The organism is Undibacterium sp. Di27W (genome assembly GCF_049340345.1).
In the GTDB taxonomy this organism is placed as follows: domain Bacteria; phylum Pseudomonadota; class Gammaproteobacteria; order Burkholderiales; family Burkholderiaceae_D; genus Undibacterium.
In genome coordinates, this window is the sequence record NZ_JBMPOS010000001.1 from 139,846 (window position 1) to 161,958 (window position 22,113).

The following is a 22,113-nucleotide window of genomic DNA, read 5'->3' on the forward strand; positions in this document are numbered from 1 at the left end:
CTGTTTAATTATAACAAGTGTGGTCATCGATCAATGCTGGTGACTAAATGCTGTCTCCTTCAAGCGCTTATTTGGCAGGCAAGGCTTCCTTCATATTGTTGGTGATACTGGCTCTGATTTCTGTCCATCCTGGATAGTCGCTCTCAAGTTTTTTCCAGATCGGACTGTTTTTCCCCAAATCTTCAAATGCATGTGCCGGGCTTAATTTTTTCTGGGTAAGGCTTACCCAGGCTGCCAGATCATCGCATTTCTTGTTGCCGTCCTTGAGCTCCAAAACGAAGCTCAGGCTTTTTTCCTTAGCGGGCATGACCAGGCGACAGTAGGTATTGCCTTTGCCAATTTCCAGGATATAGGCTTGCTGTTGTTCATCATAGTAGGCAATGTTCTTTTGCGTGCTCAAGTCTTCCCATTCATTGGCTGCCATGCTGAGGGTTTGCAGCAGTTTGCCTTGAAAGTCCATGCGTTTGATGGTCAATTTCCTGGCGTCGCTACTGTCTACGCAATCTATCAAATTGGTATTGGCTGGGCCATTGATCAAATCGGCAGAGGCGCAGATATTGATTTCCTGTTCTCCGTCCGGCGTCATTAACCTGACTTGCAGGTCCGCTGGCTTGAGATTTTTGCCATATCGGGCTTTTGCATACTTCAGGCTTCTGGCTACCAGGATTTTTTTGTCGTCCAGCACGTTGAGCTTATCGTAATCCAGATCCACCCAGTCATCATAGGCAATGAAGCCCCATTTTTGAGGCTTGCGCAGAGCGTACTGGAGCCGCCCCGGATCTCTTGCAGTAACAGGTGCAGATTGGTCGCCAGTGGCTGTGACGTGACGTACTCTGAGCCAGTCAGTCAGGCTCAGGGACTTTTCTTCGCCCTTAAGGGAGCAGCCTGCCAGCAGCAAAACTAGCATTGCTGTCGCCGCGCAGCTTAGCAACTGGCGAACGAGACGATGGGGGGAGTGGGGTTGAAATGGTCCTTGCAAGCTGGCTCTCAATGTCAGGGTGATGTCAGGCGACATTGTAGCGCCTGATCCGTCCCAGCTCATCGACAGTCTCAGTTTATATCCAGACTGAGTTGTAAATTTGTTTCAGGATGTGGCAAGGCGAAGCTTTCACCAGCATCGAATAAACTGGCCTCTGCCCCCATGGCTGCGGCGATGCAGCGCATATCATGCTCACTGATGGCAAACAGGCCGTAGCGGAATTGATAACCCCAATTTTTCACATTGGCAGAAAACTCCAGGGTTTGCAATAGCGGCAGTATGCAGGCTTGCCTGGCTGGCGTCCACACTACATCACGCCGGTAAGGATGAAAGCCATCACCCATGTCGGCCTGGTAGGCATCACGCGGTTTAACAAGGCCGATGGCGGTGAATGCCTGTAATTTGATCTTGCTGCCAAATATCTGGCTGGGCGAGTAATACACCACCCGGTCGCCCGCCTGCAGGCGGCGTAAGGGGGCAGCTTTGCCATGGCAGACTTGCATGTAGCCATCTGCCTGACCACGCTGTACGTGGTCGGCAGAGGCAACAGCGATCCAGTTATGGGACTGTTGGGCAGCCATGATCAGGCAGGTGCAAAAACGCGCAGGCGATGGCCATCGGGATCCTGGGCGACAAAGGTGTAACCAAAATCCAGCTTGCATGGGGTTTGCGCTATGGTCAAACCACGGGTAGACCATTTGTCATAGGTATTGTCTACCGTGGCATTGTCGCCAACGGCAAAGGCCAGTTCGCCGCCACCCACAGGTGTGGCAGTGGGTTCTACTGTGTGTTTGGCCCACAGACCCAGCATGACGCCGGACTCAAGTTTGAACATGGCAAAAGTAGGGGATGCTTCTATGGGGGCATGGCCCAGTAACTCCGCGTAGAACTTTGCGCTGGCTTCCGGGCTGCTGACATACAAGAGTACAAAATTTGGATCAAACATGATGGTCTTCCTCTATAAGTTGTTAGGGACATTGAGATATTTGCTCAAGGCCAGGCAATCTTATAGTTGGCGAGTGTCAGTTTCTGTCAGCAGTGTTTTTAACGAGGAAGTTAAATTGGGCCCATGAGCGACATCTGGCGGATGTCACTCATGGGCAGGCAGGACGATACGGGCTTATTTAGCTGCGCAAATGAAGGGGTATTCGCGATTATCTATCAAGGGTTCGACACCAAAGAAGTCATTCAATACTGACTCTGCCGTGCAGTAGGCACCTTCTACCCAGGCCTGGTCATTGGAATAGGCTTCACCGACGATGAAGATATTCACGTCAGCCCCAGGTATCAATTGCGAAGGTTTACGGATTTTTTGCTGCACATCGCCGATGTCATAGTGCGCTGCCCAGGCATGGTAACCGGCATTGAAGGGCGGCAGTGACCAGTCTATATAAGCGGCGTCCAGCGGTTCAGGTACGGCACTGAAATCTGCATTCGGGCCGAAATGGATATTGGCCAGTTGCTTGCGCAGCATCTTCAGCATGCGGTCTGGCACTTTGCGTGGGCCTTTCAGGGGCTCGGTATTTTCAGACAAAGGTACATGTCTTTGCTGTTCAGGGCCTAGTTCCAGTTCTTGCCAGAAAGTCGTAAAGGCTTCGTCATCATAGGCAGCCAGCAAGCCGTAGACAGGTTCTGTGCTTTGATCGAGTGCGTTATTACCAAAATAGACGACCATGCGAACGGGATTGTCGGTTACGCTGGGGCCTATGGTATTACGGCTGGAAGTCGTCAGGAGTTGGCCTTCCTGTGGCACGGTCAGCCTTTCCTGCAGGCGTTGCTCAACGGCCTGTAGCAAGCTGGTGGCACTGGAATACGGTGTATTCATGATCTCTTGCTGGCCTGTGCTTGCAGGCTGGCTGAGTTTGTCCAGGTAACTGGCAGGGAATCCCTGTTCTGCCAGTTGGGCAATGACTTTTTTAGTGACTTCATAGCTGCTGAGTTGCGGCGCATAGCTCGCTTGATTCAGCCACCAGGGTTCTTTGAAGAACATGCCTATCTTGTAGGAAGGCTGCATGATGCTGGCTTCCATATATAACTGTACTTTCTGGTAATTCAGCACATCCAGGCCAGGATGGTTTTCGTAGCGAGTCGCCTGAGCAACCAGTTCCAGTGCATAGCGCGGCATGGCCAGCCAGGCCGCATCTGTCTTGCCGCTACTGGATTTTTTATTGGGATCATCTCGATTGGCAATGCCGTAATGAATGACATTGTCGATTTCCAGTATCGAATGCAGGCGACGGTTAGGCTGGTAATTGAAGTGCACTCCCTTGTCACGGGCCAGATCGGTGATGGCGGCAAACAGGGCTTTGAACATGCCTGAATAACCTGTGGTCAGGGTCATGTATTCATTGCCGGGAGTGAATTCATTATTGGCCTGGAAAGCCACCGCGGCATTCCAGTTAATGACGTTCGAGGTGTAACCATTGCCATCAGCTGCATAGTTATAGCCTTCAGATCCCAGTTGATCAAACATCAGGTTCCAGTAACCTATGTCTTTGAGTTTGTCGCCTTTCTGGAAGATGGAAGAGGAGGGTAATTCTGCCGTGATTTTTCCATGCTGGTAAAAATGATCCCATTCCTTGCGGGTTTGCGGTCCTGTGGTGGCAGTCACTGCCAGGTTTTCTACCGTAGTAAAGCCCTGATTCGGTGAAGTGCTAGCACCAAAATTATTGACATTATAGGGAGCAGGATTAAATGAAGTAACATCATTCAGGTAAAAATTCTTGCCGCGTAAATAGTACAGTGGATTATCTGATTCATTGAAAGGGACAACGTATTTGTCCAGCCCCAATTGATGTATGACCGTGGTCACCAATCTATGGCCAGGCGCCTTGCCATCATTATGATGTTTTGCCTTGGTATCCCATTCTGAATAACGCATGCCACCCAGTTCTACATAGGATTTGCCGGGGTCATTCTGGTAATGCCAGGTGCAGACACGGGCGCCAGGCGCACGTGAGCCATTGTCATCTTTGCTGAAATCATATTGCCCCCAGTCATACAGTTCCAGGGTATCGCCCTTTTCCAGCAATTTGTTTTTGTCCTTACTTTTACCACTGAGCAAACGCCAGGCGGTGTATAGCCCGGCTGCCCCTGCTCCGAAGATAGAATAAGTTTTGCTTGTCATGATCTTTCTCACTCAAGGTTGGGTTTGAATTGCATGAAGGTATTGCGACGTGTTCAGGACTGAGCTACGACTGAGTTACTTCAGCTGCGTGAAATATTTAATACCGGTTGCGAAGTGCGAAATATCATAAGGGGTGTGTCCGTCCAGGCTCAGGTCTGCCAGGATTTTTCCCAGCAAAGGGACAAACTTACCTGCCCAGCCCGTGGCATAGATGACGATGTCCTTATGCCCTGGCACATAGGGTGGCGCAAAGTCAACGATCAATTCTTTATTGGCGATCTTGCTCAAAGCGACCAGGCAGGTTGAGGTGTAGTGCGGCACCGGGTCCAGTCCACGCATATGGTTTTTGACCCAGGCAGCGGTATAGCCCAGTTCTTCTGGATTGGGGACCAGCGTGCGTTGTTCTGGCGAGTTCAGTGGCGAGATGACAAAGTCGGATGCTACACGGATATAGCCAGGATAATTCCAGCTGACTTCAGGAAAACCATAAAACTGGTTGCCATTATTGCCAACGGGATTCTGAAATACAAACCAGGTTGGATACTGTATGCGCGGATCTGTTTTTTTATAAAAGGCGGAGGCCATATTCCAGTAAGTTGCGGCGACCTGGAACTTGAGTAATTTGAATACTGCATCTGCATAGGGGCCAGGTACCAGCACCAGTTTTCTTGCTGTGAAATTGCCTATAGGTGTGGTGATTTCAAATTGCTGCTGGCGATACTCAATTTTTGTAACCGGTGCTTCTTCTTTCAAGCTCACAAAGCTGGATTTGCGGTTCCAGTTATACAGGGTTTGCTGGGTCGCTTTTAAATCTATGCTGGTTCCCTGGGGCTGGAACAAACCGGTATAAGTGGAAGGCAAGTCTTTGAAATGATACTTGCTCTCAAGTTCAGCAGCGCTGACTTTGCTGTAAGCGACATCCTGAGCCTGTAGGGCAAGTTCAGCTTGCCTGATATTGCCTTCGGTTGAATGCACATCGGGGTCACCAAACCACAGAGTGCCGACTTTATCCATCAAGGGCACAGGGGTCAGGCTCTGCAACTCGTCCCAGTAGGGTATCGATTGCTTGACCAGTTTCACCATGTATTCGTCTGGATAAGGAATACGGAACTGGCGCGAAACGCCTGCAGAACTGCCCAGTTGATTGATGAAAGTAAATTGCTCGAGTACCAGGGTCCTGGCTTTTCTTTTACTCAAGTGATAAGCCGTGGACAAGCCCATGGGGCCTCCACCGATGACGACAACATCAAAATGATTTTCATTGTCCATTTGATTGCCTTTAAGTGTTGCAGTTGTGGTGGAGAGAGAAGCTGCCCAGCCAGATGGCCGGGCATGAAAATGTCAGCGAGGATATTCAGGTACGGATCATGGTGCCGACAGAAATATGTGGCCAGTCTATGTCCAGAAAATTCAGGATCACAGTCTGGGTGTATTGCAACTGCATGAACTGGGTGCCGTCAGGACGTTCTACAGTTTCTATCCAAAAGATGGCATCCAGCCTGGTCGGATTGGCGTTGGCAGTCAGGAAGGGAATATTGACTATGCCACCTATAGGTATCGATGTCACAGTCAGTACCGTGGTATTGACAATCTTTTGTCCCTGTATGGCATCCGTCAAAGCCTCATTCATATTGGCGACATAGCTCTGCTTCATGCCTGGTGGCAGATTGGAATGCAGATAAGGGTCCAGGTATCCTAAGGGTGCATGTGCCATGCCAGGGCCAGTAGGTTTGGCGCTGACGGGGGCAATTTGTGGTCCACCAGGAACTTTAAAGCCCGTTCCCTGCGCCAATAAGGAGTCACCATGCGGAATCGTTGATTGCCTGACGATACTGGGGCCGCCTGGGGGATTTGTGGTGGCTGGCACGTTCAACCATAGACCTGGCTCTATATGCAAGCCTTCCATGGTAGGTGCATCATTGACTTGTTGCAGGTAAGTCAGGCCGAAAATACCAATGTCGTTTTGCACTGAGCCCCGGTTAGGCACTACCCCACCGATGGCTGAGAACTGTATTCGTTCAACAGTCGTATTCAGCATCAGGCGAAACGCTGCATTGTGCTGTTTATTGGGGACAGCTATCAAATTAAAACCACGCCCCGACCAGCTTCCTTCAAGTTCAGCCAGATGACCTAGAGGGGATGAATCTAAATTGCCTGGGGCCGCAGCGCGCCTGGGTGCATAGAGTGTCATTTTCAAAATCCTTCAAAGTTTGTGCAACATGAGTTGTGCTGAGGGAATAAATCTGAAGGTACGAAGCAAATGCAGAAGCAGTTAAACCCGTCCATGAAAGCAGTTTTGTCCGGGCGATTGTTAATGCCTAAAGAATAAAATAGTTAACCAATAATATATTAAAAAAAGCAATTTTAAAGCTAATTTTCTATTAATTTAATTGTGCTTTTGTTAAAAATTGTGGCGTGTCTGCTGTCGTTGTGCAGATGAAAGTTGCGCAGATGAAATTCAGGATGGGAAAGGCATGCGAGCATTTCCTGGTGCGGGGAGCGTTTAGCGGGGGAATAATCCAGAAGCCTGAGCAGCTTCCGGAAGCAGCCTGGTTTAGTTGTTGCCGGGTATTCTTTGACCGGCGTTATAGTAAAGTGCAGGGATTTTTTTCTTGCTGAGCACCATCATGGCCAGACTTGCCAGGGCCAGCATGAACCAGTTGAGTCCTGGCATTTTCATGCTTTGCGCCAGGTCGAACAAGACACCGCCCGCCAGACTGCCTACCATGGTGCCCATGCTTTGATAAAACATTTGTTGCGACATCAGCCTGCCGGTATCGGCCGCCGACTTATTGGCAAAACGGGCGACCAGTACGTCCAGCGAAGGACCATAAAACACCTGGCCGAATGAGAGCAGGATGGCAGATATGATGACTGCGGCAGCACTATGGGTAAACACCACCATGATAGCGAAGCTCAGAAACAGGCAGGCATAGCCTATCTTCAGGAAGCGGAAATGATCCAGGGTACGCACGGCGCGCTTGGAAATGGGGATCTGGAAGAAAATGATGACCAGGGCCGCCAGCCAGAATGGGGTGGACACTGGAATTTCAGGCGTAAACTTGGGGATATGCAAGCTGAAGCCTATCATGGGTTGCACGGCAAAACACCAGAACACCGAGTTGGACAAATAAAACATCAGCGGCAGTTGTATAGCCTTGTCGGTTTCTGTGCTCACGGTTGAGATTGCTGGTGACCCTTGATCTGCCAGGGCTGCTTGCTCTTGCTCCCATCCTTGTTGCTCATGCTCAGTAATGGCACGCATGGCGATCAGCATGAATAAACCATACACAATGAAGGTAATAAAGACGATCAAAAACACCAGCTTTAACTGGTCATGCGGCACAAAACTGGCTGTCAGGTAACCACCTACCAGGCCCATACGAATGGCAAATGCCAGCTTGCTGAATAAAGAGGTCTGGTCCAATTCCTTCAATTTCAACAAATAGTTTTTCAAGCCGGGGAAAGACAGGCCACTCCCCAAACCTGCCAACAGGGCAAACAAGGCCAGAGCCCAGGCTTGTTGCAGATAAGCCATGAAATACAGGGCTATGCCTTCCAGCAGGATATTGCCAGTCACTGCCAAAGGATGATTTGCCAGGCGGGGTAGTTTGGTTCCCATATAGGAGCCCAGTACTCGCCCCAGATTCAAGCCGAACAAGATCGATGCTGCCCAAAAACCGGAGAAGGCCTGGCCCGTTTCAGAGACAATAATCGGTGTATATAAGGCAACGCCACCAGATGCGATGGCGACACCTATGTAAATCAGATAAGAATTGTAGACAGGATTGAATTTCTTGGTTTGCATAGGTCAGGGCGTAAGCGCAGCCAGGGCGCTGGAAAACAAAGCTTCGCTGCAGGAAGTAGCCATGAGGCCAGGTGAAGCTTTTATGTTGTGATGTTCGCTCACAAGAAAAGTTCACCATAAAAAGCTGATCCATATGTGCGCAGCGCATATGTTTTAAATTGTACGCCTAATTGACCAAGTCTGTTGCCGGGCCGAAATATGATGGACGGCAGGGTCTTAAAATGGCCAGACTTTCCCCAGGTACAGCCATGCCCATGCTGCCAGCAAGCATAGGCTGAGCAAGAACAAGCCAGTAGCACCATTCGGCCGTAATATGCCCATATAACCGATGGCGACTGTTGCTACGCCTTTTTTTACCCGTTTCATACTGCGCCAGCGTTGGGTAAACTTGAGTATGGACAAGACAAAAGTAAAGGTTGCGCAGGATAGAAGAGAGACCCTGAACACATTCAACATATCCACTTCACCCAGGGATATTTTTTTGTAGACCAGTCCTATGATGGCCATCATCACTGCGGCAACGATGGAAATAGCGACGTTGGCATACATGCTCTTGCGACTGGTGATGGCGGCATCTTCCAGCTCACACTTCAGCAAGTCCACTTTTTCATTGATCAGGGTAGAAGTCTCATGCTTGATGGCGAGTATGCGCTGGTCGATGGCCGCGCCTATCTGAGTCGTAGAATAATCGATGAGCTCTTTGATATCATCCTTGGTCATGCTGCGCTGACTATGGATTTCATCCGACAACAGGGCGATATTCCTGTCCATTTGTGCACCAGCCTGGCGTATGACCTCGGTCAATTCACTGCTGATATGGTGGATGGACCGATCTATCAAAGGGCCGACCCGTTCATCAATGACACGGTTCAAGCCCCCTTCAAATTCAGCCGACGCCTGTTTCAGATTGAGTGGGTCAAACGCCATCTTTTCTCCGGTGACATAGCTAATTGAGCTCATATCTGATGCCGGTTTGTATAATTTCAAGACTAGTGCATGCTTGGGACGCAAGATGATAGCGCTCTCGCCAGACGGTAAACAACATACTTAGGTATAGACGACAAACATGGATGGGTGCGGTATGGTGTCGTCAATAATGTCTGGCTCTATGATTTTTTGGAAAGTATCGCATGCGAAATTTGCTCATTTTATTGTTGATCGTTGGTGCTGGCTGGTATTGGAAGAAATCCCATGCACAAAACGAAATATCTTTTGATAAGTCAGGGAAACCGTTAGTTGTGTTATTCACTGCCCCGCAGTGTGGAGAGCCCTGCCAGTCAGCCGCAAGATTTTTGCGTGAACGTGCTGTGCCTTTCCAGGAAAACCAGGTGGTACTGGACGATGAAAATGATAGCAATACCCGGCTATGGAAAAAATATAGCAATGGGCAATTACCTGTCACCCTCATCGGCAATAACAAAGTCCTGAGTAACTCCAAGTGGGAAATGATTGCTGCACTGGGCCAGAATTTTGGTCAGCAATATCTTAACCAGGCAGAACGCACTTACTTCAGCAAACATTTTGATGCAAGTGGCAAACCTCAGGTTGCTTTGTACGGCACAGACTGGTGCCCACACTGCGCGCAGTTGCGCGCCGACTTTAAAGATAACCAGATCGCTTTCGTTGATATCGACGTAGAAAAAAGTGGTGAATTCAATCAAATGACCAGAGTCATGGAGATACCTGGCTATCCAGCTACCTGGTACGGGTATACCAGGGTGCACGGTACTTCCATCAGTGATGTCAAGGATGTCATGGCACGCTAATTATGATTTGTATGATTTGTATGCTTTGATCATTTCTTTTTTTCATAAAAGAGCTGGAAGGCATGCATGGCTGCGCCATGCAAGATGCTGCCATGGTCTTCCCCTGGAAGAAATTCAAAATGGTAGCTCAGGTTTTTAGCTTTACTCTGTGTGATGGCTCGTGACAGAGCGCGCGCATCGCCCTCCATTTGCGACCCCTCTTTACCGACTGCCAGATACACCTTCATAGGCTGGGATGGGAGATTTTTCAAGAGTGCTGGTGCCTGCTTCAGTAATGACTCATTGTCCCACCACAGGCTGGGACTCATGATGATGTAGTTATTGAAGAGCGCCGGTTTTTTCAGCAAAACTTCAGTCGCCAGCAAGCCCGCCAGTGATTGCCCGACCAGGGTTTTATCGCCATTGCTCCTGTAATTTTTTTCTATATAGGGTTGCAATTCCTTTTCCAGGAATTCCATGAACTTTGCTGATCCACCAGCATTCTTGAAGGCGGCGCTATAGGTTTTCATGGAAGCTGGCAAACTAAAATTGTCTGCCGCCTTGAAAGTCATATCACGACGCCGGTCTGTGTTCGCAATGCCAACGAGGATGGACGCTGGCAGGCGATTGACCCAGGAAAAACTGGAAAATTGCACCGCACCTGCCATGTGTATCAAATCCTCATCGACCGCACCATCGAGCAAGTAAATGACGGGATATTTACTGGCGGTCTCTGTTGTATAGCCCTCGGGCAAAATGATATTGATAGTGCGCTCTTCACCCAGGGCTTGAGAATGCAAGCTCAGGCTGGAACCGATGGTCAATGGTGTCAATGGTGTTGATGTTGTTTCAGCCGCCAGCGACAATGTGCAGAGGGCAGACAAGAGCAAGGCAAGAAAGCGCTTTTTCATAGAGATGTTAACTTTGGCAAAAAATGCTAAAGACGCAAGTATCCCCAAGTCTGAACAATATTTCAAGTTCAGGCTTTTGCTTTTTTTATCTTTTTCACGGGTATCGGCAAAGAAGCTGCGGTGCATTGCGCCAGTGCTGCCAATTGCTCACGGTCTTCCAACAAGTCTGATTCAATTAAAAACCAGACTTTGGCTTGGGGATAAGGCGGCGCTTCACAGAGTGGGCCTATTTGTTCAAGAAAAGCGCGGCTGGCAGTAGTGGGCTTGATAAACAATTGGTCATCGCAAATTAAGGCAAACATTTTCTCGTGCAGATAGAGCGCATATTCACCAAACATTTTCTTGGGGACCAGTCCTTCGCAGGTGCTTAACTGGTCAAGTATAAATGCGACAAACTTGCTTGAGATGCCATCTTGTCTTATTCCGGGCGACGAAACTCATCAGCTATCCAGGCTCTGGCATTTTGCTGGTTTAATTTGTAATTTGGAGCAACTCTGACCTTGGCCAGCTCATTATTGCCAGCATCTTGCGCACTCAGCCATGCATAGGGATCATCTTCATCCGGGACGATGTCGAGCAGGATTTTGTAATCCGCTTCATCGGTGGCCACCATCAGGCTCTTATGCAGCGTTGCATGCAATTGCTGTTCGTGGCGGCGTATCACTTCCGAAGCTGTTTTGACCAGAGTACCAAAGGCATTGGCATCGAGTGGCTTGGGATTTTTTTTATCGCGCCCCATGGTCCATGGGCCAACCAGGGCAGGCTCAGGTTCGCCATCCTTGATCATGGCGACGGCCCAGCCTTCATCATCTTCATTCTTGATGACTTGCGCTGTCCAGCCTTTGTCGCGCCATAAACGGGGCTCTCGGACGGTGGTATCCTCATTTTGAGGGCTATTGTCTTCGTTAGTAAAATCAGTATCGTTGCTCAAAGTTATTCCCTGTTTATTTCTTCAGGCTGCATCCTACACCTAAGTGAGCTAGGTGTCTTCGCATGCGAGAACTGGCGATTCATCCGACAAGCCAGGTAATTCAGGTAATCCATACCTGGCCCTGGCTCGCAGACACTTGTCATCACCCACTTGTAATTCCCTGCAAGGAGAGGGCCTGTTGACATACATATTACATTTGACCGCTTTGCCAACTTCACCACTCAATGCCTGACAATGGGGAAGCGCCTGATTAGTGCCTTTCAGGCAAGCATGCAGTGGTGTCAGTTTTTCTACCATGGCGTCTGGTATGTCCAGACTATCTGCCTCTGCCCAATAAAACGATACTCTGTAACTGGCGCAGCAAGCGCCACAATCAAGACAGGGGTCTTGCTTGTTCTGGTTTATCAGCATGCAGTCTTTCCATAAACAGCGGTGGCTTCCGGTTGGCGAGCAAGGTGCGGGCTGGGGTAAATATTTACTATTGCTGCATATGGTTTGCAATAAATACTGTCCACATTTTTTGCAATTCAATTTCCAGATTCCTGGCAAATCTTTTTCCATCAAACAGTGAGCTGCGCAAAAGCTTTTCTCTCAGTTCTGAGCGCAGTTGCTGCAGATATTGAACATCTTCTGCATGCTTGACGGCGAGTGCTACATATCCATCTTCATCGCTGGCTATCCAGTCATCCAGGCCAGCATAACTGAGCAGGCTGGCACCCTGGCGGGACGACATGGTGTGACCAGCCAGCGTGACAGTGGGTACGCCCATCCATAAGGCTTCGCAAGTGGTCGTGCCGCCAGCGTAGGGGTAGGTATCCAGAATGATGTCAACTTCTGCATGGGCTGCCAGATAAGCCAGTCGCGACGAAGGGCCCGATAAACTCACACGCTCTGCCGTGATGCCATGCTGGGCGATTCTTTCCAGCATTTGTGTGCAGGCATCTGCAGAGGCAAATTGCTTGCACTGGAAGCGCAATTTCGCACCAGGAATTTGCTGAAATATCCTGCCCCATAGTTGCAGCGTGTAGTCATTGATTTTATAGACGCTTTGAAAGCAGCCAAAAGTGATGTGGCCATTTTTTTGCACTGGCATCAAGCTGGCCAAGTCTACATCTGCAGTATTGCTGGTAGGCGGGGAAAAACATAGCCTGGTTTCTGGCAAATACCAGATCTTTTCCGAGAAGTATTCTTCGTGCTGTTCAGGTACGGATATTCTGTCCGTTAACAAATAATCCATCCCCGGCACACCAGTGCTGCCAAAATACCCTAGCCAGCTTACTTGTACAGGGGCTGGTTTCCAGGCGAATACTGGCAAGCGGTTTAATGCAGTATGTCCGGCCAGGTCGATCAGGATGTCGATTTCATCCTCATAGATCATTTTTGCTGCTGCTTCATTGCCAACAGCTTCAATATTATGCCAGGCACTGCAATGTTGTTTCAGGTGTGCTGCCAGCGCATCATTGTGAGTTTTGTTTGAGTAGGCAACAAAGTCCACTAAATCTGGATTGATATGGCGTATGACATTTTCCAGAAAATAACCGACAGGATGGATGCCCAGGTCACCAGAAACCAGACCTACCCGTAACTTCCTTTTTGCATCAGCTTTATTGCGCGTATTCCAGCTGCTGTAAGGGCTGGCACTTGCCCGCAGCTTTTCATGGAATTGCATGAGCTCTGACTTGTATTCATCTGCCGAACAATGATTACCAAAGCTCAGGTTAAACAGCACGCAGTCATGAGCGTCGAAATAAGCCGGGTCGGATTGTATTGCTGACCTATAGGCACCCAGGGCTTCGCTCATCTTGCCTGTATTGCGCAATACATCACCCAGCCCTATATAGGCACCTGTGACATGGGGGGAATTGCTGGCAATGACTTTGCGAAAGCTGAGTTCTGCTTCTTGCTGGCGTCCGACGTCACGCAAGACATTGCCCATATTATGGTGGGCAGGCATATATTCGGCATCGATAGCCAGGGTTTTTTGATAACTGGCCAGTGCATCCTCAAACTTGCCTAAGCGGGAAAGTACATTCCCCAGGTTATAGTGTGCTTCATGGCGTCCGGGTTCCAGTTTAAGCAATTCTCGATAACTGATTTCGGCAGCGACGCTTTGATCTTGCTCTTGCAGTATCCAGGCCAGATTACCATGTGCCTCGGCACAATCTGGCTTGAGTAGCGTGGTTCGCTTGTAACTGGCAATAGCCAGGTCCCATTGGTGTTGCTGTTTGTAGATATTACCCAGCATGAGATGAAAATCTACATACTGCGGGAATCGCATTGCCGCCTTGATCAATACCTTGCGCGCAGCCTCAAGATCAGCATTGCCCAGATGAGTGACCGCGAGATCAAGGTAGGCATCGCTCAGATCAGGGGCGAGCTCCAGCGTTTTTTCAAAATGTTTGATAGCTGCTTGTCTGTCACCATTTTCATTGGCAAGCATGCCCATATTGAAAAAAATATAGGCATCATCTGGTGAGATTTTCCTTGCTTGCTCCAAACGAGCCAGCGCTGCAGCAAATTGTTTTTGGGTACGCAGGGCTATGCTCAGGTTGATATAGGCATCTGCATATTCCGGCTTTTTGCTAATCGCAGCCTCATAGCATAGGATGGCCTCGCTTGACTGGCCTGAGGTCAGCAGCTTGTCGCCTTTGTCCTTGAGCAATTCAGCGGTTTCTTCAGGAAGTTGATCAGCAGCGCTTTTATTTTCAATCTCTGCTGGCGGATTTGGCGTCTTCTTGTTATCAAACAGGGATAGGATTTTTTTAAACATGATTTCTAAATAGGGCAAAAACAAAATACAAGTTCGACGCTGTACCTTAGTTCTTCAGCAGTTTATCTGTACAGGGTCGTCGTTGATGAAATTCATGTTGTTCATGTAGCTCACGTCGCTAATAGCGTTTTCTTAGTTTGCGAATATTGTTCCCACATGGCGAGCAAGGCATGCTCGAAATTTCTGGCAAATTGCTGTCCATCATACAGCGGACTCGTCAGCATGCGCTGACGCAAACTTGTGCGCAGCTGCGCTAACTTGTCAACATCACTTGCATAGCTGGTGGCTAGTCTGACATAGTCATCCGCGGATTTTGCTATCCAGTCTTCCAGGCCAGCATAGCTCAGTAGACTGACACCCTGCAGTGAAGCCATGGTGTTGCCAGCAAGCGTCACGGTGGGTACACCCATCCAGAAAGCTTCGCATGTGGTGGTGCCGCCGCCATAGGGATAGGTGTCGAGTATCATATCCACTTCGGCATGGGCTGCCAGGTAGGCTTCCCTGCTGCCTGGTCCCAGGATGCAGATGCGATCTGCGCTTATGCCATGTCGTGCAAACCTGTCCAGCATTTTCTTGCGTGCAGGTTCGGAACCCATTTGCCAGCATTGAAAACGTAGCCTGGCATTGGGCAGACTGGCAAATATTTTCGCCCATAACTGCAAGGTAAAATCATTCAGTTTTCTGACGTTTTGAAAACAGCCAAAAGTCACATAGCCATTGCGTAGTGCTGGCAAAGGATAGGTGGACTGCAAGCCTGCTGATGGTGGCGGTGTCAGGCATAATCTGGTCGATGGCAGATACCAGATCTGCTCGGTGAAATATTCCTTGTGTGTCTCTGGAACGGCAATCTTGTCTGCCAGCAGATAATCCATGCCAGGCACACCTGTGGTCGCAAAATAACCCAGCCAGCTCACTTGCAATGGCGCGGGCTTGAAGGCAAAGACAGGTAAACGGTTATGTGCAGTGTGACCAGCGAGATCGATCAGTATGTCCACCCTATCTTCATGAATCATCCTGGCTGAGCTTTGGTCATCAAGATTTTCTATTGAGTTCCATTTGCTGAAAAAAGGCTGGATACGTGCTGTCAGCGCATCATTGCGCGCCACATTGGAATAGGCATACAACTCCAGCTTCTGAAGGTCGAGCTGACTGATGATGTTCTCAAGAAAAAAACCTACCGCATGCAAACCAAAATCGCCAGAGACCAGGCCTACACGCAAACGTCTGTTTTCTTGATTTGCGGGACGGCATTTCCAGTCGTCATACGCTGGTGCATAGCTGCGCAGTTTATCGCGATATCGATGGACTTCCGCCTGGTATTGCTCTGGTGTTGACTGATCGCCAAAACACAAATTGAAGAGCACACTGCTGTAGGCGTCAAAGTAGTTGGGATCCATTAGCGTGGCAGCACGATAGCATTCTATGGCTTCAGTTGGCCGACCTGCCTCATGCAAAAGATTACCCAGGCTTGCCTGTGCCTGAACCTGGTTGACAGAGGGGAGGGCGATGGCTTGGCGATAACTCGCTTCTGCTTCTTCGAGTCTGCCTGTATCTGCGTAGGCTTTACCTAAATTGAAATGAATCGTTCCATTATCTGGTTTGATTGCCAGGGTGCGCAGATAAAAAGGGATTGCTTCATCTTTTCTGGATTGCGCATCAAGCATGACCCCAAGATTGTAGTTGGGTTCATACAGGTCCGGGGCTATGGTCAGCAATTTCCTGTAGCTGGCTTCAGCTTCGCTTAGCCTGCCCAGTTTTTGCAATATCCAGGATACATGCCACATTGCTTCCACTTTATCCGGCTGCAATGCCAGCACTCTGTTATACAAAGCCAGCGCATTATCATAGAGCTGATTATCGCTGTCCAGATTGGCGGCTAACATCAGCACACCTGCTTCTTGCGGGAATTGCTCAACTGCCGTGCGCATCAGAGCATGTGCTTTGAGTTTGTCACCTGTGTTGAGGTAGATGTCAGCCAGGTCATAATAGGCATCAAGCATCTTGCCATCAAGCTCTATGGCTTTGCAGAATTCAGCAATGGCTGCCGGATAATTTGCCTGCTCCTTCGCCAGCACTCCTTTATTGTAATAAATGTAGACATCACCAGGATTGATGGCGAGGGCCTTGTCCAGAGTGCTTGCAGCATCGGCAAACTTTTTTTGCGCACGCAAGGCGATGCTGAGATTGATATAGGCATCGGTAAATTCTGGGTATAGAGCGATGGCTTCCTTGTAGCATTGTTCTGCCAGGGCAGTTGCGTCCGACATCAAGAAATTGTCTGCCTGCGCTTTTAGAGTCGCAGCCCTGGCGGCTGGCTCTGTTGCGGGGCCATCCTTTGGCGCGATGGTGCTAGCAGAAGCAGGTACTTCCCTGGCGCGAAACAAGCTTAGAATTTTTCCAAACATTTTTATCTTGATAATAGATATGGTATTTGGCTGATTATCGCAAAATCTGGTGATGCATGGTGGCGTATAGTCAGGTTTTTACAGCTATGTGACAATTTTCCCGTATTCAGGGCGACAAGCCTGAACGCTTATCCTTGAAGAACTGCCAGGCTACTTCTGCTGTCTCAAAATCACCGCTTTGTGCCCCAACCAGGCTGGTAATCAGGCGTGGATAGCGCTTGCTGGGGCTGGGTTCTGAATGCCCGCCGCCAGCAATTGTCAGCAAACCTACCTGCAGTTTGGCAGGGTCAGATCCCCACATGTACATAGTGCTGAGGGTAGGATCGTTCTTGTCTGTATGAAGAAATTCGGTCGTCACTGGCTGCCCAGCCAATCCGGCAAGTTCGCGCCAGATATCAACCGAGGTTTCCATGCTGAGCATGGGCGGGGCGAAAGATGGCGTATAAAAAAACTTGCCACCTACATAAGGTATCAGCGGATCAGCCGTGCTGGCAATGACGAGCGCTGACAGTGGCGTTTGAGGTAAGCCACAGTTGCTCTTTACTGGCATTGATGCCAGTACGGTCGCAAATGCCGCCAGCCTGGGGGCGATCTCTGTAGCCAGGCGAAACGCCATCATGCCGCCCTTGGATACACCGATGACATATACTCGTGCCGGATCGGCATGGTCTTGCTCTACCGCCTTATCGATAAGAGCGCTGATGAATGCACAGTCATCAGTTTTGGGATTGCTTTTAATCTCGGCAAAGCCATCATTCCAGCTTCTTTCCGAAAAGCGCTTGCAGCCATCTGGTGCGATCACCAATAATTGCTCACGTTCAGCAATTTCCAGCCAGGCCGACAAGGGCGAGGGCGGAAATGCCAGGCCCAGCACCTGGGCTGCAGAAGCACCTGAGCCGTGCAGGATAATGATCAAAGGCCGCTTGCTCGCAGACGCCTGACTCGGCCTGGCGATCAGGTAAGGACGCAAGCCTTCTGGACAGGAAAGCTGGGCTGATTCTATGCTGGCGACTTTGCCAGCCTTGTGGTCATGGCCCAGAAATATCTGGCGCAGGGCGAATTTGACTTTGGTGAATGGCAAAATATGTGTTTTTCGCTGCTAGGGATTTTGGCGAACAAAAACAATGACGGCGATTTTGAACGCTGCGTTATCTCGCCTTGGGCAAGCTGACGCAGCTAATACCATTTGATAAAATCCTCACAAGACGATTATTTCGCCCAACTATCCTTCAAAGTCGTCACCCGGTTAAACACCGGTTTGCCAACGACAGAATCCACACGATCAGCGACGAAGTAACCGTGGCGCTCAAACTGCAGACGCGTATCTGGCGTGATCGTTGCGAGGCCAGGTTCTACGTAGGCGCGTACCACTTCCAGCGCATTCGGGTTCAGCAAGGCCATGAAGTCTTTGCCGCCAGCATCCGGGTTGGCATCAGTGAATAAACGGTCGTACAGGCGGACTTCAGCTTCCAGTGCGTCGGCGGCGTTGACCCAGTGCAGATTGCCTTTGACTTTGTAGTTTGCGCTGCCTTCTGTGCCGGATTTGCTGTCGGCAAAGTAGTTGCAATGGACGGCGATGACATTGCCGTTTTCATCTTTGTCGCAGCCTGTGCATTCAACCACATAGCCATAACGCAGACGCACCTTGTTGCCTGGGAAGAGGCGGAAGTAGCCTTTGACGGGCTCTTCCATGAAGTCTTCCTGTTCTATCCACAGTTCTTTACCTATCGTGAATTCGCGGTTGCCCAACTCAGGGTGGTGCGGGTGGATAGGTGCGGTGCAGGCGATGTTTTCGCCTTCCGGGAAGTTGTCGATGATGAGCTTCAACGGACGCAATACGGCGGTGGCGCGTGGTGCTTTGGGGTCCAGGTCTTCGCGCAGGCAGCCTTCCAGTGTGCTGTAGTCTATCCAGCCGTCAGAGCGGGTCACACCTATACGTTCGCAGAACAGTTGCAGGGCTTCTGGCGTGTAGCCACGGCGGCGTATGCCGACGATGGTAGGCATGCGCGGGTCGTCCCAGCCGGTGACGATGTTTTGTTCTACCAGTTGGCGCAGCTTGCGTTTGCTGGTGACGACATAGGTCAGGTTCAGACGGGCGAATTCATATTGTTGCGGTACTGGTTTTTTGAAGAAGCCACCTTCAGCGGCGCGTTCTATGATCCAGTCATAGAAAGGGCGGTGATCCTGAAATTCCAGCGTGCAAATCGAATGGGTAATGTTTTCTATCGCATCAGACAGCGGATGCGTGTAGTCATACATAGGGTAAATACACCAGTTGTCACCAGTACGGTGATGGTGGGCATGGCGTATGCGGTAGATGGCCGGGTCGCGCAAATTCATATTGGGCGAGGCCATGTCTATTTTGGTGCGCAGGATGTGTTCGCCATCCTTGAATTCACCTGCTTTCATACGGCGCAGCAAGTCCAGTGACTCTGCAGGTGCACGGTCGCGGAAAGGCGAGTTCACACCTGGCCTGGAAAAATCACCACGGTTGGCGGCCATGTCGGCAGCGCTTTGGCTGTCGACATAGGCCAGGCCTGCACCGATCAGGTATTCGGCGATTTCATACAGGCGCTCAAAATAATCACTGGCATAGTGCAGGTGTTCTTCGCCCTTGTTATTCCAGTCAAAGCCCAGCCATTTGACGCTGTCCATGATGGTATCGACATATTCCTGATCTTCTTTCTCAGGATTGGTGTCATCAAAGCGCAGGTGGCAACGGCCAGCGTAATCGCGTGCCAGGCCAAAGTTCAGGCAAATGGATTTGGCATGGCCTATGTGCAGATAGCCATTTGGTTCAGGCGGGAAGCGGGTGATGACCGTGGGCAAGCCATCACGGGCATATTTACCAGCAGCCTGGTCATTATCGATGATGGCGCGCAGGAAGTTGGAAACTGGTGCAGGTGTTGCATTATCGTTATTTTTGATATCTTTGCTCATGGGTAATGATCGCTATGTTAACCTTTTGCCAAGGTCGATAAGATGGAGATGACAAGTATTTTACCGTAGCGCAGCATGGATGGCGTGAAGTTTGCTCATACTGACGCTGGAATGTCGGTTTGACCAGGGGGCGGGAGGTGGTTTATCGAGGAAAATGCAGGGGGAATGGGTGATCTGGCAAGATTCTTTACTCACATTTCACTGGATTCGACGCGGTTGCGGCCACATTTTTTCGCGTGATACAGGGCATTGTCTGCCCGTTTCATCATTTCATTGACATTGTCGGGATGGTAATAGGCAGTCACGCCAAAGCTGGCAGTTTTCTTGCCAACGATTTCAAATTCATGGTTGGCGATGGCGCAACGCAGTTTTTCTGAGGTGGCAATGGCTGCGTGAATAGTGGTTTCACGGAAAATCACCAAAAACTCTTCTCCACCCCAGCGCCCCACGGCATCCATGCTGCGCACGTGGTCTTGCAAAATGCGGGCGATAGTGATCAATACCAGGTCACCGGTTTGGTGGCCGTGGGTGTCATTGACTTGTTTGAACAAGTCGATATCGACTATGGCCAGGGAAAATGCCGTGCCATAACGCTGGCTGCGCTGATGTTCTTCTTCCAGTATTTTTTCCAGCTTCAGACGGTTAAACAAGCCTGTGAGCCTGTCTGTGCTGGAGAGCAATTCCAGGTCATGATTACGCAACTCCAGTTCGCGGGTACGGGCGATGACCAGGTTTTCCAGATTGGCATTTACTTCCATCATGGATTTATGGCTGCTTTCCAGTTCTTCTGCCATCTGGTTGAAACCCGCTTCCAGTTCTTGCAATTCACCACCGGAGTTGGCAGTGATGCGGGTATCCAGTGCTCCTTTTTCCATGCGGTGTACACCATCGAGCAAGCGTGAGAGTGGGCGTGTCAGGTCACGGCTCATGCGCATGGCGAGTATGGATGCACATACCGTACCGACCAGACCTATCAGTATGCTGAGAGCGACAAAGACATTCTTGGATTGACGGCTGGTGTGGGTGCTTAGTTCCAGGTAAACACGTCCCAGCAGTTTGGCCTTGCCAGCCTTGTCTATGGGGCTGCGGTCAAACAAGTCAAAGGCATCGGCCTCGGCTTTACCCTGGTAAATCGGTGCTGCAAAAATCAGGGATTCATAGTCGCCATGCAACACCTTGTTATTGTCAGCTGCCAGTGCATGCTCGGGTCCCAGTTTGCTGGGCTTGCCACTGACGGCGAGCACTTTGTTGTCAGCATCGGTGATGACGACGGCCTTGGCATCATCTTCTTTCATGACCGACTGTGTCAGCGCTTGCAGCACTTCGCGATTACCCGAGAATGCGCCATATTCACTGGCTGGTGCCAGTTGCCTGGTAATGACGGTGCCGCGTGCCTTGATGGCTCCATCAATTTCAGTAATGCCAACGATCACCACCAGCAAGACCAGCAAGGCCGAGATAACCCATACCGGCGCTAATGCCAGGAACAGGATGCGATGAGCCAGTGGCCAGTTTTTCATTGGACACGCTCCAGTGTTGATCTTAACTTACGGGTCAGCGTGGCTTCATCCTCGACATCTATGCTGAGCGAGCGGCTGACCTGGCTATTGATATTGACGCTGAAGTGGCGTGGATATTGCGGCGAGGGCAGATAGGCGTGGTTGGGCAGGTTGGGGATGATATCGGCGACTTGCTGGGCAATTTGGGCGGGTGAACTAAAGACAGCCGCCAATGCGCCCGCCTTGACATAAGCGGCTGAAAAGCCGAACAAGGGGACTTTTTGCCGATAACTGGTCAGCAATATGCTGGGAATATTATTGCGGTTGTAAATACTTGCATCAGGCAGGGCCAGCAAGCTGTCGCTGTTATTCAGCAAGCGGCGCAGTGCTGGCAATAATTCGGAATCATCATTGACGGTTTCCACATTGATTTGCAAGTCCAAATCTTTGCTGGCAGTCTGTAAGCCTGCCATCATGTCACTGGCATCCTTGCTCAACAAGATGCCGATACGGTTGCGCCCGGGTAGCACCGTGCGTACCAGGTTCAATTGCCTTTGCCAGGGCTGGTCAAAATAAATGGCAGAAAAATGATGCGGATCTTGATGGCGGTTGTATTGCCGGGCAATTTTTTGAAAACTATCCCGCGATACCAGCACGTTCAGGACAGCCATGGCTGGCGGCTTTTGTGCCATGGCCGTCATGGCGGGAGTGCCAACAGCAATCAGTAAATGATTATTGGCGGTGCGCGGTAAGTCTTCACTTTTATAGTTGGCCAGATTGAATACCTTGACGGCATTTTTTGTTGTCCCAGCCTGTGTCAGTAAATTATTTAACTGAACAGCAAACTCGGTATAGGCGCTGCCTTCTTCACTCAATAAAATATAAATATTATCCAGTGCCACCGCTGTCTGCACATACAGCAAACCTGACAAGCTCAGCAGTAAGCCCAGCAGCTTTACTGCATACCGCCGTTGCGATACTGAATGCCAGGACATGAT

19 protein-coding genes are annotated in these 22,113 nt (G+C 50.0%); 1 reads left to right on the forward strand and 18 read right to left on the reverse strand.

Annotated features, from left to right (window positions below; all coding sequences use genetic code 11):
• Positions 1-67: 67 nt before the first annotated feature.
• From ACO0LF_RS00575 to ACO0LF_RS00610, 8 genes are all read right to left on the reverse strand, one after another.
• Positions 68-907 carry a hypothetical protein gene (locus ACO0LF_RS00575; protein WP_423010945.1) on the reverse strand — a complete coding sequence of 280 codons (840 nt, stop codon included), beginning with the start codon at positions 905-907 and terminating at the stop codon, positions 68-70.
• A gap of 143 nt (positions 908-1,050) precedes the next feature.
• A complete protein-coding gene (locus tag ACO0LF_RS00580) occupies positions 1,051-1,560 on the reverse strand; it encodes an EVE domain-containing protein (protein ID WP_423010947.1) in 510 nt (169 codons plus the stop codon).
• Between the two features lie 2 nt (positions 1,561-1,562).
• Entirely contained in the window at positions 1,563-1,925 is a 363-nt protein-coding gene (locus tag ACO0LF_RS00585) for a VOC family protein (protein ID WP_423010949.1), read from the reverse strand.
• 174 nt (positions 1,926-2,099) lie between these two features.
• Positions 2,100-4,106 (reverse strand): hypothetical protein, encoded by a 2,007-nt coding sequence (locus ACO0LF_RS00590; RefSeq protein WP_423010951.1) that lies wholly within the window; start codon positions 4,104-4,106, stop codon positions 2,100-2,102.
• A gap of 75 nt (positions 4,107-4,181) precedes the next feature.
• Positions 4,182-5,375, reverse strand: a complete 1,194-nt coding sequence (locus ACO0LF_RS00595; protein ID WP_423010953.1) for an FAD-dependent oxidoreductase — start codon at positions 5,373-5,375, stop codon at positions 4,182-4,184.
• Between the two features lie 85 nt (positions 5,376-5,460).
• Positions 5,461-6,297 (reverse strand): heme-binding protein, encoded by an 837-nt coding sequence (locus tag ACO0LF_RS00600; RefSeq protein WP_423010955.1) that lies wholly within the window; start codon positions 6,295-6,297, stop codon positions 5,461-5,463.
• A gap of 363 nt (positions 6,298-6,660) precedes the next feature.
• A complete protein-coding gene (locus ACO0LF_RS00605) occupies positions 6,661-7,914 on the reverse strand; it encodes an MFS transporter (RefSeq protein ID WP_423010957.1) in 1,254 nt (417 codons plus the stop codon).
• 216 nt (positions 7,915-8,130) lie between these two features.
• The gene (locus ACO0LF_RS00610) at positions 8,131-8,874 is read right to left on the reverse strand and encodes a hypothetical protein (RefSeq protein ID WP_423010959.1); all 744 of its coding nucleotides are present in this window, start codon (positions 8,872-8,874) and stop codon (positions 8,131-8,133) included.
• Positions 8,875-9,044: 170 nt separating this feature from the next.
• On the opposite strand from ACO0LF_RS00610, the gene ACO0LF_RS00615 reads away from it, so the two are divergent.
• Complete coding sequence (locus ACO0LF_RS00615) at positions 9,045-9,680, forward strand: glutaredoxin family protein (protein ID WP_423010961.1); 636 nt, start codon at positions 9,045-9,047, stop codon at positions 9,678-9,680.
• Positions 9,681-9,709: 29 nt separating this feature from the next.
• Here the strand turns inward: ACO0LF_RS00615 and ACO0LF_RS00620 are convergent, their stop codons facing one another.
• The 10 genes from ACO0LF_RS00620 to ACO0LF_RS00665 form a co-directional block, all read right to left on the reverse strand.
• Positions 9,710-10,570: an alpha/beta hydrolase gene (locus ACO0LF_RS00620; RefSeq protein ID WP_423010963.1), complete on the reverse strand. Its 861-nt coding sequence runs from the start codon at positions 10,568-10,570 to the stop codon at positions 9,710-9,712.
• A gap of 68 nt (positions 10,571-10,638) precedes the next feature.
• Positions 10,639-10,992, reverse strand: coding sequence for a TfoX/Sxy family protein (locus ACO0LF_RS00625; RefSeq protein ID WP_423012401.1), 354 nt, complete (start codon positions 10,990-10,992; stop codon positions 10,639-10,641).
• Positions 10,989-11,501: a hypothetical protein gene (locus tag ACO0LF_RS00630; protein WP_423010965.1), complete on the reverse strand. Its 513-nt coding sequence runs from the start codon at positions 11,499-11,501 to the stop codon at positions 10,989-10,991. The genes ACO0LF_RS00625 and ACO0LF_RS00630 overlap by 4 nt, the downstream gene beginning before the upstream one ends.
• A gap of 48 nt (positions 11,502-11,549) precedes the next feature.
• The gene (locus ACO0LF_RS00635) at positions 11,550-11,912 is read right to left on the reverse strand and encodes a YkgJ family cysteine cluster protein (RefSeq protein WP_423010967.1); all 363 of its coding nucleotides are present in this window, start codon (positions 11,910-11,912) and stop codon (positions 11,550-11,552) included.
• 67 nt (positions 11,913-11,979) lie between these two features.
• Complete coding sequence (locus ACO0LF_RS00640) at positions 11,980-14,271, reverse strand: tetratricopeptide repeat protein (protein ID WP_423010969.1); 2,292 nt, start codon at positions 14,269-14,271, stop codon at positions 11,980-11,982.
• Between the two features lie 110 nt (positions 14,272-14,381).
• The gene (locus ACO0LF_RS00645) at positions 14,382-16,676 is read right to left on the reverse strand and encodes a tetratricopeptide repeat protein (RefSeq protein WP_423010971.1); all 2,295 of its coding nucleotides are present in this window, start codon (positions 16,674-16,676) and stop codon (positions 14,382-14,384) included.
• 106 nt (positions 16,677-16,782) lie between these two features.
• On the reverse strand, positions 16,783-17,757 hold the full coding sequence (locus ACO0LF_RS00650; RefSeq protein ID WP_423010973.1) for an alpha/beta hydrolase family esterase: 975 nt from the start codon (positions 17,755-17,757) through the stop codon (positions 16,783-16,785).
• A 128-nt stretch (positions 17,758-17,885) separates the two neighbouring features.
• Complete coding sequence (locus ACO0LF_RS00655) at positions 17,886-19,616, reverse strand: glutamine--tRNA ligase/YqeY domain fusion protein (RefSeq protein WP_423010975.1); 1,731 nt, start codon at positions 19,614-19,616, stop codon at positions 17,886-17,888.
• A 191-nt stretch (positions 19,617-19,807) separates the two neighbouring features.
• The gene (locus ACO0LF_RS00660; RefSeq protein ID WP_423010977.1) at positions 19,808-21,136 is read right to left on the reverse strand and encodes a diguanylate cyclase; all 1,329 of its coding nucleotides are present in this window, start codon (positions 21,134-21,136) and stop codon (positions 19,808-19,810) included.
• Positions 21,133-22,110 carry an ABC transporter substrate-binding protein gene (locus ACO0LF_RS00665; protein ID WP_423010979.1) on the reverse strand — a complete coding sequence of 326 codons (978 nt, stop codon included), beginning with the start codon at positions 22,108-22,110 and terminating at the stop codon, positions 21,133-21,135. The genes ACO0LF_RS00660 and ACO0LF_RS00665 overlap by 4 nt, the downstream gene beginning before the upstream one ends.
• Between the last annotated feature and the right edge of the window lie 3 nt (positions 22,111-22,113).

Excerpts from the sequence above, each read along its gene's own strand:
- ACO0LF_RS00590 (WP_423010951.1), bottom strand. The coding sequence starts at position 4,106 with ATGACAAGCAAAACTTATTCTATCTTCGGAGCAGGGGCAGCCGGGCTA.
- ACO0LF_RS00575 (WP_423010945.1), bottom strand. The coding sequence starts at position 907 with ATGCTAGTTTTGCTGCTGGCAGGCTGCTCCCTTAAGGGCGAAGAAAAG.
- ACO0LF_RS00665 (WP_423010979.1), bottom strand. The coding sequence starts at position 22,110 with ATGTCCTGGCATTCAGTATCGCAACGGCGGTATGCAGTAAAGCTGCTG.
- ACO0LF_RS00595 (WP_423010953.1), bottom strand. The coding sequence starts at position 5,375 with ATGGACAATGAAAATCATTTTGATGTTGTCGTCATCGGTGGAGGCCCC.
- ACO0LF_RS00585 (WP_423010949.1), bottom strand. The coding sequence starts at position 1,925 with ATGTTTGATCCAAATTTTGTACTCTTGTATGTCAGCAGCCCGGAAGCC.
- ACO0LF_RS00620 (WP_423010963.1), bottom strand. The coding sequence starts at position 10,570 with ATGAAAAAGCGCTTTCTTGCCTTGCTCTTGTCTGCCCTCTGCACATTG.
- ACO0LF_RS00645 (WP_423010971.1), bottom strand. The coding sequence starts at position 16,676 with ATGTTTGGAAAAATTCTAAGCTTGTTTCGCGCCAGGGAAGTACCTGCT.
- ACO0LF_RS00655 (WP_423010975.1), bottom strand. The coding sequence starts at position 19,616 with ATGAGCAAAGATATCAAAAATAACGATAATGCAACACCTGCACCAGTT.
- ACO0LF_RS00660 (WP_423010977.1), bottom strand. The coding sequence starts at position 21,136 with ATGAAAAACTGGCCACTGGCTCATCGCATCCTGTTCCTGGCATTAGCG.
- ACO0LF_RS00635 (WP_423010967.1), bottom strand. The coding sequence starts at position 11,912 with ATGCTGATAAACCAGAACAAGCAAGACCCCTGTCTTGATTGTGGCGCT.
- ACO0LF_RS00640 (WP_423010969.1), bottom strand. The coding sequence starts at position 14,271 with ATGTTTAAAAAAATCCTATCCCTGTTTGATAACAAGAAGACGCCAAAT.
- ACO0LF_RS00600 (WP_423010955.1), bottom strand. The coding sequence starts at position 6,297 with ATGACACTCTATGCACCCAGGCGCGCTGCGGCCCCAGGCAATTTAGAT.
- ACO0LF_RS00610 (WP_423010959.1), bottom strand. The coding sequence starts at position 8,874 with ATGAGCTCAATTAGCTATGTCACCGGAGAAAAGATGGCGTTTGACCCA.
- ACO0LF_RS00580 (WP_423010947.1), bottom strand. The coding sequence starts at position 1,560 with ATGGCTGCCCAACAGTCCCATAACTGGATCGCTGTTGCCTCTGCCGAC.
- ACO0LF_RS00605 (WP_423010957.1), bottom strand. The coding sequence starts at position 7,914 with ATGCAAACCAAGAAATTCAATCCTGTCTACAATTCTTATCTGATTTAC.
- ACO0LF_RS00615 (WP_423010961.1), top strand. The coding sequence starts at position 9,045 with ATGCGAAATTTGCTCATTTTATTGTTGATCGTTGGTGCTGGCTGGTAT.